At 74.5% G+C, this 10,404-nt stretch carries 7 protein-coding genes; 5 read left to right on the top strand and 2 right to left on the bottom strand.

Annotation, left to right across the window (positions count from 1 at the left end; translation table 11 throughout):
* Positions 1–138 precede the first annotated feature (138 nt).
* Together ACFVTF_RS18640 and ACFVTF_RS18635 are read right to left on the bottom strand one after the other, a co-directional pair.
* Entirely contained in the window at positions 139–1,335 is a 1,197-nt protein-coding gene (locus ACFVTF_RS18640) for a polysaccharide deacetylase family protein (RefSeq protein ID WP_387814695.1), read from the bottom strand.
* A 258-nt stretch (positions 1,336–1,593) separates the two neighbouring features.
* Positions 1,594–3,486, bottom strand: a complete 1,893-nt coding sequence (locus ACFVTF_RS18635) for an AMP-dependent synthetase/ligase (protein ID WP_387814680.1) — start codon at positions 3,484–3,486, stop codon at positions 1,594–1,596.
* A gap of 503 nt (positions 3,487–3,989) precedes the next feature.
* Between ACFVTF_RS18635 and ACFVTF_RS18630 the strand changes: the two genes are divergently transcribed.
* From ACFVTF_RS18630 to ACFVTF_RS18610, 5 genes are all read left to right on the top strand, one after another.
* On the top strand, positions 3,990–6,884 hold the full coding sequence (locus ACFVTF_RS18630) for a nitrate- and nitrite sensing domain-containing protein (protein WP_387814678.1): 2,895 nt from the start codon (positions 3,990–3,992) through the stop codon (positions 6,882–6,884).
* Positions 6,881–7,300, top strand: a complete 420-nt coding sequence (locus ACFVTF_RS18625) for a roadblock/LC7 domain-containing protein (RefSeq protein ID WP_063349983.1) — start codon at positions 6,881–6,883, stop codon at positions 7,298–7,300. Before ACFVTF_RS18630 ends, ACFVTF_RS18625 begins: the two co-directional genes overlap by 4 nt.
* An 8-nt stretch (positions 7,301–7,308) precedes the next feature.
* The gene (locus tag ACFVTF_RS18620; protein WP_387814675.1) at positions 7,309–7,866 is read left to right on the top strand and encodes a DUF742 domain-containing protein; all 558 of its coding nucleotides are present in this window, start codon (positions 7,309–7,311) and stop codon (positions 7,864–7,866) included.
* A gap of 145 nt (positions 7,867–8,011) precedes the next feature.
* Positions 8,012–8,560: an ATP/GTP-binding protein gene (locus ACFVTF_RS18615; RefSeq protein ID WP_371522930.1), complete on the top strand. Its 549-nt coding sequence runs from the start codon at positions 8,012–8,014 to the stop codon at positions 8,558–8,560.
* A gap of 926 nt (positions 8,561–9,486) precedes the next feature.
* The gene (locus ACFVTF_RS18610; RefSeq protein ID WP_387814673.1) at positions 9,487–10,317 is read left to right on the top strand and encodes a winged helix-turn-helix domain-containing protein; all 831 of its coding nucleotides are present in this window, start codon (positions 9,487–9,489) and stop codon (positions 10,315–10,317) included.
* Positions 10,318–10,404: the final 87 nt, after the last annotated feature.

Here is a 10,404-nt window from a genome sequence, read left to right as displayed (position 1 = left end):
TTGGGCTGCGCCGGGCCTGTGGGGGCCTGGTGCCCGGTGAGCGGGGGCCCCCGTGGGCGGGCCCCCGGGGGAGCCCGCCGACGGCGACGCGCCGCCGCCTCCAAGGGGGGCGGCGACGCGTCGGCCCGTGGCGACGCGTCAGTGCAGGTAGTCGACCAGGCCGGCGGGCTTGAGCCCGGCCGCGTCGGCGGCGGCGAGGGCGCGCTGGAGGTCGGCGGCGAGGGTGTCGGTCCAGTGCATCAGGACGACGTCGCCCGGCTGCAACAGGCCCGGGTGCCAGATGTTGGACGCGCCCCAGCTGAAGTCCGCGTCGGCGGTGAGCACGGTGCGGATGCCGCAGTTGGCGGCGGCCTGGAGGGTGTCGGCGTTCCAGGCGAAGTACGGCGGGCGGAAGGCCACCGGCGTGGTGCCGAACTGGCGGGTCATGGCGTCGCGGGCGTCGCAGATCTCGATCTGCTGCTGCTCCAGCGGCAGTTTGCTGAGGTCGGCGTGGGAGACGCTGTGGTCCTGGACGGAGGAGCCGGGCACGGCCGTGACGCGCCGGAAGAAGTCGGGGTCGGTGCCGGCCGGCATCGGCAGCGGGAAGGCGGTGATCGGCAGCCGGTGGTCGGCGATGAACTTCTCCGCCTCGGGGGTGCGCTGCCAGCCGTCGTCGACGGTGAAGAAGACGACCTTGTCGCTGGTGGGCACGGATCCGGCGGCCACGGCCGGGGCGGGCGCGGGGCCGTCCACCCGGACGTCGTCGACCGAGAACGGGCCCTGCTGGTACCAACCGTGGACGTAGAGCCGGACGCTGTGCGCGTTCGGGCCGGTGGTGAACCGGGTGGTGAGCTGCTGCCAGCCGCCGCCGGTGTTCTCGGTCCAGGCCGGGGCGACGTCCCTGCCGGTGCCGGTGGCGCCCAGGTAGACGAAGGCGCCGCGGACCCAGGCCGAGGCGGTGTAGGTGGTGTCGGGCTGGACCGCCACGGTCTGCGCGCACTCGCCGGTGGAGTCGGCGGTGGCCGGCGTGACGGTGAGCGCGAAGGTACCGGAGTGCGCGGCGGCGGTGGTGGTGACGGCGGCCTCGGCCGGGCCGCCGGTGCAGTTCCAGCCGGGGACGGCGCCCCAGGCCGAGAGGTCGGGGGCGGGCAGTTCGAAGCCGGGGTTGGTGGCCAGGTTGACGGTCGGGCCGCTCGGGGCGCTCGGGGCGCCGGCCGGGGCGGGCCCGGGGGTGGCGGAGGCCGCCGGGGCGGCGAAGGCGGTGAGCAGCGCGACGGAGGCGGCCAGCGCGGACAGGCGGGTGGACAGGCGCGCGGACTGGCACGCGGACAGGCGCGCGGACAGGCGCGTGGACATCGACACGAGAGGACTCCTGCAGGTGGGGGACACGCCCGTGGGGAGGGCGTGGCGGAATCGGAACCCTGGAACCGGGGCCTTGGGTCGGGCCCCTGGAACCGGGCTCGCGGGACCTGGGTGCTCCCGGAGGGGCGGGAGCGGATGGTGCGCCGCACTCGGACCGAGGAGAAACAATGGACTGGACCAATCGGCCCGTCAAGGGAACGGCCGGTGAACCGAGGCCCACCGCACCTGCCGCAAAAGGGACAAGACGATCCGTCAGGGGACGTACAACTCCGCGATGTCATCGGCGTAGTACTCGGCGATCGCCGCCCGGCGCAGCTTCAGGGAGGGTGTCAGCAGCCCCTGGTCCTGGCTGAACTCGCGGGCCAGCAGCCGGAACGCGCGGATCGACTCGGCCCGCGACACCGCCGTGTTCGCCGCCGCCACCGCGCGCTGGACCTCGGTGTGCAGTTGCTCGTCCGCGAGCACCGCCCACGGGTCCAACTGCTCCCGCCCGTTCGCCTTCAACCAGTGCGCCAGCGCCGCCGGGTCGAGCGTGATCAGCGCGGCCACGTACGGGCGGTCGTCGCCCACCACCAGGCACTGGGAGACCAGCGGATGCGCGGCCACCCGCTCCTCCAGCGCCGACGGGGCCAGGTTCTTGCCGCTGCTGGTGACAATCAGGTCCTTCTTGCGGCCGGTGATGGTCAGGTAGCCGTCCTCGTCCAGCCGGCCCAGGTCGCCCGTCCCGAACCAGCCGTCGATCAGGGACTCCGCCGTGCACTGCGGGTGGTTGAGGTAGCCGCCGAAGACCGAGCCGCCGCGCACCCAGACCTCGCCGTCGTCGGCGAGGGCCACCGAGGAGCCCGGCAGCGGGTGCCCGACCGTGCCCAGCTTCTGCCGCCCGATCGGGTTGGCGGTGATCGCGGCGGACGTCTCGGTCAGCCCGTAGCCCTCGTACAGGTGCAGGCCGGCGCCGGTGAAGAAGAGGCCGAGTTCGCGGCGCAGCGTCGAGCCGCCGCACATCACGCTGCGCACCCGGCCGCCGAGTACGGCCCGCAGCCGCTGGTAGACGGTCCGTTCGTAGGCGAGGTGGCGCAGCCGCAGCTTGGGACTGGGCCCGGGTCCGCGCCCGAACGCCTTCTGCTCCCGGGCGGCTGCCCAGTCGACGGCCACCTGCCGGGCCTGTTCGAAGAGTTCGCCGCGCCCGGCGTCCTCGGCGGCCCGCCGGGCCTGCTGGAAGATCTTCTCGAAGACGTACGGGACGACGTGCAGGAAGGTCGGCCGGAAGGACTCCATCGCGGGCAGCAGGGCGTCCGTGGAGACCTCGGGGACGTGTCCGATCCGGAAGCCGCCGCGGATCGCCGCGACCTGCACGGCCCGCCCGTAGACGTGTGCCAGCGGCAGGAACAGCAGGGTGGACGGCTGCCCGCCGCCGGTGTCGTGGAAGGCCTCCCGCCAGCCGCCGAGCAGTGCGTCGGCCTCGGCGGCCAGGTTGGCGTGGGTGATCAGACAGCCCTTGGGGCGGCCGGTGGTGCCCGAGGTGTAGACGACGGTGGCGACGTTCCCGGCCGTGACGCCGAGCCGCTGGCGGTGGACGAGCGAGTCGGGCACGTCGCGGCCGTCCTCGGTGATCGCGGCGACGCAGTCGCGGTCCAGCTGCCAGATGCCGGTGAGGTCGGGCAGCGCGTCGCAGACCGCGCCGACCGTCATCGCGGCGTCCTCGTCCTCGACCAGGCAGGCCACCGCCTGGGTCTCGGCGAGGATCCAGCGCACCTGCTCGGCCGCCGCGGTGGGGTAGACCGGGACGGTGATCGCGCCGATCGACCAGAGCGCGTAGTCGAACAGCGTCCACTCGTAGCGGGTGCGGGACATCAGGGCGACCCGGTCGCCGTAGCGCACGCCCCGGGTGAGCAGGCCCTTGGCGAGGGCGAGCACCTCGTCGCGGAACTCCCGCGCGGTGACGCCCCGCCACTCGTCCTGGTGCCCGTCGCGGTGACCGGAGTGGTGTCCGTCCTGGTGCTCGGCGGGGCCGGCGGTGCCCGGCGGGCCGAGGCGGCGGGCCAGCTGGACCAGGTCCGGTGTGCGTTCGGCGGTGTCGTACAGCGAGTCGGCGAGTCCTCCGGTGGCCTCGGGCCCGGCCACGGCGGGGGTGGTGAACTCGCGCACATTCCCCCCGTTGGCGTCTCGCGGCGGCACTGCCGGGCCGCGCAGGTGGAGCGAAACTATCGGATCGGCCTGTCACTGCCCAGGGTTGTGACCGTGACGCGACGAGATCGGCACCGGTCCCTGCGGAAGGTGTCGCCGCCGGGGAGGAACCGCGTGCGTTCGGTGATCGGGCAAACCGGGCGGCGGCGGATGATCCGGACGCGAGCCCGCGGTGGCCGGGAGTCGATCCTGACGTGTGCGGGGCAAGCCGGGGAAGTGGACCGGTTCGACCCTCGAACGAGTGGTCAGGGCGTAGTAGGCTCTCGCAGACCTGCGACCGGGGGCCTCCCGGCCAGGCCCGATCCGATGACGCACCATCCACGCCGACCAGCCCCGAAGCCGATCTCCGAAGCCCGCACCCGAAGCCCTTCCCGAAGCCCTTTCCCAAGCCTTTTCCGGCCGAGCCCCGCGGCTCCTCCGAACCGCTCCCCGTCCGCGCCTGGCACTTCCCGACCGAGGACTCCATGCGTCTGCGCAGCAGCTCGATCCGCGCGAAGATCATCGCGCTGCTCCTGGTGCCCATCGTCGCGCTCACCGCGCTGTGGGTGTACGCGACCTTCGCCACCACCGGAGACGTCTGGGGCCAGCTGGAGATCAGCCGTACGTACAAGGAGTTCGGGACCCCGGTCGACGAGTACGCCGACGATCTGCAGAACGAGCGCCGCGCGGCCGTCCAGCGACTGGCCGTCCCGAACTCGCAGGTCGCCGCGGACGCCTACGAACACGCCAAGGCCGCCACCGACCGCAGCCTCGACGTCCTGCGGCAGAAGAAGGACCACGCGGGCGGCAAGCTCTCCAGCTCCCAGCGCGGCCGCTTCCTGCAGATCATCGCCGCCGCCGACCAGATCGGACCGCTGCGCGCGCAGGTCGGCCGCTCCGCGCTCAACTGGGAGTTCGCGCTGGGGCAGTACAACGACCTGGTCAAGCCGGTGTTCGGCTTCCGGTCCGCCTACGTCGCCCGGCAGACCGGCCAACTCCCGCGCCAGGGGACCATCCTGATCGAGCTGGTACGCGCCCGCGAGTACCTGGCGCAGGAGGACGCGGCGATGGAGGGCCTGCGCGGCGGCGCCGCCAAGCCCACCGCCGAGCAGTACCAGGTCGCCCTGGACGCCCTGCACAACCAGCAGGCCCTGTTCACCGTCTACATCGCCGAACTCGAACCCGCCGACCAGTCCGACTACATCGCCCTGCGCGGTGGCGAGGCCTGGGCCGCGCTGGCCCGCGCCGAGGCGGACTTCGTCGGCGCCGGCGGCCCCGAGCGGGTCGCCCAGGCGATCAACGGCGACTCCTGGCGGGAGACCGCCGACCGGGCGCTCGGCGACCTCACCTCGATCAACGCCCGGATCGCCAACGGGATCGGCGAGCGTGAACGGTCCGCCGCGATCGGGCTGCTCTGGCGCGGCGGCATCGCCGGCGCGATCGGCCTGGTCGCGGTCGTCCTGTCGGTGCTGATCTCCTTCCGGATCGGGCGCGGCCTCGCCCGCGAACTGATCGGGCTGCGCAACGCGGCCAACGAACTGGCCGGCACCCGGCTGCCCTCCGTCATGCTGCGGCTGCGCCGGGGCGAGGCGGTGGACGTCGCGGCCGAGGCGCCCGAGCTGCGCTTCGGGGCAGCCGAGATAGGCCAGGTCGGCCAGGCCTTCAACGCCGTCCAGCGGGCCGCGGTCGAGGCCGCCGTCGAACAGGCCGAACTGCGGCGCGGTGTCTCGGCGGTGTTCGTCAACCTGGCCCGGCGCAGTCAGGTGCTGCTGCACCGCCAGCTCACCCTGCTTGACACCATGGAGCGCCGCACCGAGAACCCGACCGAGCTGGCCGACCTCTTCAAGGTCGACCACCTCACCACGCGCATGAGGCGGCACGCCGAGGGACTGATCATCCTCGCCGGCGGCTCGCCCGGGCGCGCCTGGCGCAAGCCGGTGCGGATGGTGGACGTGGTCCGCGCGGCGGTCGGCGAGGTCGAGGACTACGCCCGGGTGATCGTCCGGCCGTTCCCCGGCACCGGCCTGCTCGGCAGCGCCGTCGCGGACGTCACCCACCTGATCGCCGAACTCGTCGAGAACGCCGCGGTGTTCTCCCCGCCGACCACCCAAGTCACCGTCCAGGGTGAGGTGGTGGCGCACGGATTCGCGCTGGAGATCGACGACCGCGGGCTCGGGCTGAGCGATCAACTCCTCGCCGGCATCAACGAACGCCTCGCCGTGGAGCAGGAGTTCGACCTCGCCGACACCGACCGGCTGGGCCTGTTCGTGGTCAGCCGGCTGGCCCGGCGGCACGGCATCCGGGTCCACCTGCGCCCGTCCCCGTACGGCGGGACGACGGCGGTCGTGCTGATCCCGCGCGAACTGCTCGCCGAGGCGCCGGACGGCCTGCCCGAGCCGCCGCCCACCGGCCGGCGCTCCGCCCCGGTCCGGCGCGGACAGCGCGACCTGGTCGCCGTGCCCGCGCTCGGCGGTGGCGGTGGCGGTGGCGGTGGCGGCGGTACGGCGGAGGGTTCTGCTTGGGCCGCTGCCGGTTCTGCCGCCGGAGCCGGAGCCGGTGCCGGTTCCGTTGCGGGGGAGGACGAGCGGCACCGGGGCAGCGGCGGTCCCCGGCCGTCCACGTCCGAGCCGGCCCGGACGCCGGGCGGGCTGCCGCGACGGGCCTCGCGGACCAAGGGCGGGCCGGTGCTGGTGCCCGCACCGCCCAGGGACGCCGAGGACGGTGCGGGGACGGGGCGCCACCGTCGGGACGAGCCGGCCACCGCCGCTCCCGTCCTCGACGGGCCCGCGGACCCGCCGTTGGTCGCAGGCCCGCGGACCGAGGGCGGGCTGCCCCGGCGGGTCCGGCAGGCGAACCTCGCGCCGCAGCTCAAGGAGCAGCTGAAGGAGCGCCTCCGGGACCGGACCGACAGCGGTTCCGAGGACGAGGCCGCCCTCGCCGCCCGCCGGGCCCGGGAGGCCCAGGAGGCGGAGCGGGCGCGTGAGCGCTCGCCGGAGGAGGCGCGAGCCACCTTCGCCTCGTTCCAGCGGGGCTTCACCCGGGGGCGCGGCGCCACCACGTCCGGGTCGGCCCCGGCGAGTGCCCGACCCGCCGCCGTACCCGTCTGGCGGCCGCCGGACCCCACTCGGCGGGCGATCAGTCCGGCACCCGCCCCGGCGGCGCTGTCCGCGCCGTCGGGCGATGCCCGGGCGCCGCTCGCCCGCCGGGTGCCGCCCGGCCCGCCCGTCCGGCGGAACCCGGCGCCCGCACCCACGGAACGACCCGTGCCACCTGCATCAAGGGCAACACCAGAACCACGGGCAACACCTGCACCATCGGCAGCACCTGTACCAACAGCACCACCTGCACCACCCGCTCCATCGGAAGGAACTGATTCATGACCACTTCGACGCAGCCGTCCGGGGACCTCAACTGGCTCCTGGACGACCTGGTGGGGCGTGTCGCGGCCCTGCGGCACGCCGTGATCCTCTCCAGCGACGGCCTGGCCACCGGTGCCTCCCGCGACCTCGACCGCGAGGACGCCGAGCACCTGGCGGCCGTCGCGGCCGGATTCCACAGCCTGGCCAAGGGCGCCGGCGGGCACTTCAAGGTCGGCGGGGTCCGCCAGACGATGGTGGAACTGGACGAGGCGTTCCTGTTCATCACGGCGGCCGGTGACGGCAGCTGCCTGGCCGTGCTGAGCGAGGCCGAGGCCGACATCGGCCAGATCGCCTACGAGATGGCGCTGCTGGTCAAGCGGGTCGGCGAGCACCTGGCCGCCGAGCCGCGCACCGAAGCCGCGCCGCCGGGGAGATGAGCGGGCCGATGGCGGATCCGAAGGCTGAGGCGGCGGGGCGGCCCGAGCCGGACGGCTCGGGCGGCTCGGCCGCGTCGGCCCGGGCGGCCGGGATGACCGGGGCGGTCGGTCCGGCCGGGGAGGTGGCGGAGCAGATGGGCCAGGACGGGGCCGGGTCCGACCTGCTCCACCCGCGTGCCCCTGCCGACGACCGCTGGTTCGACGACGAGGCCGGCCCGGTCGTGCGGCTCTACTCGATGACCCGTGGCCGCACCCGGCCGGTCGAGGACGGCCTGTTCGACCTGATCTCGCTGATCACCGCCGCCGAGCCCGGGCCGAACGCGGGGGCCGTGCCCGCGCACGTCCTCGACCCGGAGCACCAGACCCTCCTGGCCTGGTGCCGCCGCGAGCCGCTGTCCGTCGCCGAACTCGGCTCCTACACCGACCTGCCGGTCAGCGTCGTCCGGGTGCTGCTCGGCGACCTCTACGACGCCGAGCTGATCAGCGTCACCCGACCCGTTCCGCTCGCCGAGCTGCCGGACGAGCGCCTGCTGCGAGACGTGATCAATGGACTCCGTGCGCTCTGACCACGACGGCCGCGCCGCCGCCGGCGGTACCTCTGCCGGCGCTGCCCCTGGTGGCGGCACTCCCGGCACTTCCGGCACCCCCGTCGGCCACGGCTCCGGCGGTCGCGCCAACGACCCGCGCTGGCGCGGCGGCCCGGCCGTCGCGGTGAAGGTCCTCGTCGCGGGCGGCTTCGGCGCGGGCAAGACCACGCTGGTCGGCTCGGTGAGCGAGATCCGGCCGCTGCGCACCGAGGAGGAGCTCAGCGAGCTGGGCCGCCCGGTGGACGACACCTCGGGCGTGGAGGCGAAGCGCACCACCACCGTGGCGATGGACTTCGGCCGGATCGACCTGCGGCCCGGACTCGCGCTGTACCTGTTCGGCACGCCCGGGCAGGACCGGTTCTGGTTCGTCTGGGACGAGTTGGCCCGCGGCGCGCTCGGCGCGCTGGTGCTCGCGGACACCCGGCGGCTGGCCGACTGCTTCCCCTCGGTCGACTTCTTCGAGCAGCGCGGCATCCCGTTCGTGGTCGCGGTGAACTGCTTCGACGGCACCGAGCGGTTCTCCCCGGACGAGGTCCGCGACGCGCTCGACCTCGACCCGGACATTCCCGTGCTGCTGTGTGACGCGCGCCTGCGGGAGGACGGGAAGGAACTCCTGGTCGCGCTCGTCGAGCACGCCGCCGCCCGTCGCCGCCGCGCCCCGGCCCGGACCTGACGCCACCGCACCCCGGCCCCGGCCCCGGTCCTGGCGCTGGCGCTGGCGCGAATCGGTCCTGGCGTCGCCGCGACCCGGTCTGACGACACCGCGCCCCCGGTCCGGCACTGCACCCGCACAGAGGCTTCACAGAGCCTCCGAGTCGCCCGACGTCTCATTCGGTTGTCCGCATCCCGGACGTTCGGTGTGCCGAAGGTTGCCTAGACCGGCCCGGCGTGGAAGGCTCTGGGCACGAAAGCCGCCCGGCCATGCCGTCGGGAGGGCCGGAAACGTTCCGTTCACGAAGGCGCGCATCGACGACGACGCGCCGTTGTGCAGAGCAAGGGGGAGGGCAGCAGGATGACCGTCGGCCGGCGACGCGCCACGACCGATCCCGCCCCCGTCACGCCGGTGCTCACCGTCCGCCGCTACATCGACCAGGCGCTGATCTGCAGCGCCTGTTGTCGGTGACCGGCCGGCCCCTTCCCGGTACGTCCCTGACGATCCCGGCCCACCCGGCCGCCGTCTGACGCACCGCCAATCCCGTCGACCAGGCCGTAGCGGACCCGCCCCATCCGGCGTGCCGCGACCGCCGATCCGGCCCCGCCTCGCGGAGAGACCACCAGTGAACATCGCCTGCACCAGCCCCGCCCCCGGCATCGCCGGCCGTCCCCGCTCGACCGGGGCGGCCTCCGCGATGTGCGACGGCGGACCGGCCAGGCGGTGGAACGGGCGCGCGAACCGCGCCGGGGACAGCCACCAGGGTCACCTCGATCTTGAGCCGTTCTGGCCGTCCCGGCAGCCGCACCTGTTCGATCAGACGTGTCCGGGCTCGCCCAGCGCGTCCCGGCCCTCCGCAGGCTGATTCCGGATCAGCCCGGCAGTACGCCCGGTCGACGCGCAGACGACTCCACCCCGTCCGTCACGCGCGAAATGAGCGGCACACCATGTCTTCTTCATCCACGGCCACCCTGCCCCTGCCTTCCGCGACCCCGCACCTGCGCGCGGTCCGCTCCGTCCCCGGCGTCGCCCCGGTCGGCTCCGGCCTCTCCGGCGCGCCGGGCTCCTCCGCCTCCCCGCACTCGCACGGCTCGTCGGCCGCCGAGCGATGGCCCGGGGGAGCGGTCCGGTCCTCCCATGCGGTCCCGTCCCGCCCGGCGGGCGCGGGTGTCGCACCCCAGCCGGGTGCGGTCCTCCCGGCCGCACCGGCCGCCCTGCTCGCCGCGCTGCCCGAGGGCGCGACCGTCGTCGCCGCCCTGCCGCAGGGTGCGCTGCCGCAGGGTCTGCTCGCTCAGTACGGCACGCAGTTCGGCGCCGGTGCCGGGAGCCCGATGGTCGGGTACCTGGTGCTCGTGCCGGCCGACAGCCCGGTGGCGGCGGTGCCCGGCGCGCCCCTCGGCGGGCCCTCGGGTGCGCAGCACGGCGGTGCGCACTCCGGTGCGCCCGTGAATGTGCCCGCACAGGCCGGTGTCCGTCCGGTCCGACCGGCCGGGCGCGGCATCGCCGTCGACGCCGAGCGGCGCAACGCCTACGTCGACGGGCGGCTGCTCGACCTCACCTACCTGGAGTTCGAGCTGCTCGCCCACCTCACCGAGCACCCGCAGCGGGTGCACACCCGGGACCACCTGGTCTCGGCGGTCTGGGGCTACGGCCACGTCGGCGACGGCCGCACGGTCGATGTGCACGTCGCCCGGCTGCGCCGCAAGCTCGGACCTGGCTACCGCGACACGATCGTGACGGTCCGTCGGGTCGGCTACAAGTACACCCCGGCCAGCTGATCGGCCACTGAGCCTCCTGCCGCGGCGGGTTGCCCGTGCTTTCGTGGAACGGGCAGCCCGCTGCGGCATTGTGATGTTGCGTCAGGC

Origin of the sequence: Kitasatospora sp. NPDC057940, from assembly GCF_042887425.1 — a bacterium.
In the GTDB taxonomy this organism is placed as follows: Bacteria; Actinomycetota; Actinomycetes; order Streptomycetales; family Streptomycetaceae; genus Kitasatospora.
This window is presented reverse-complemented; position numbering and strand designations above follow the sequence as displayed.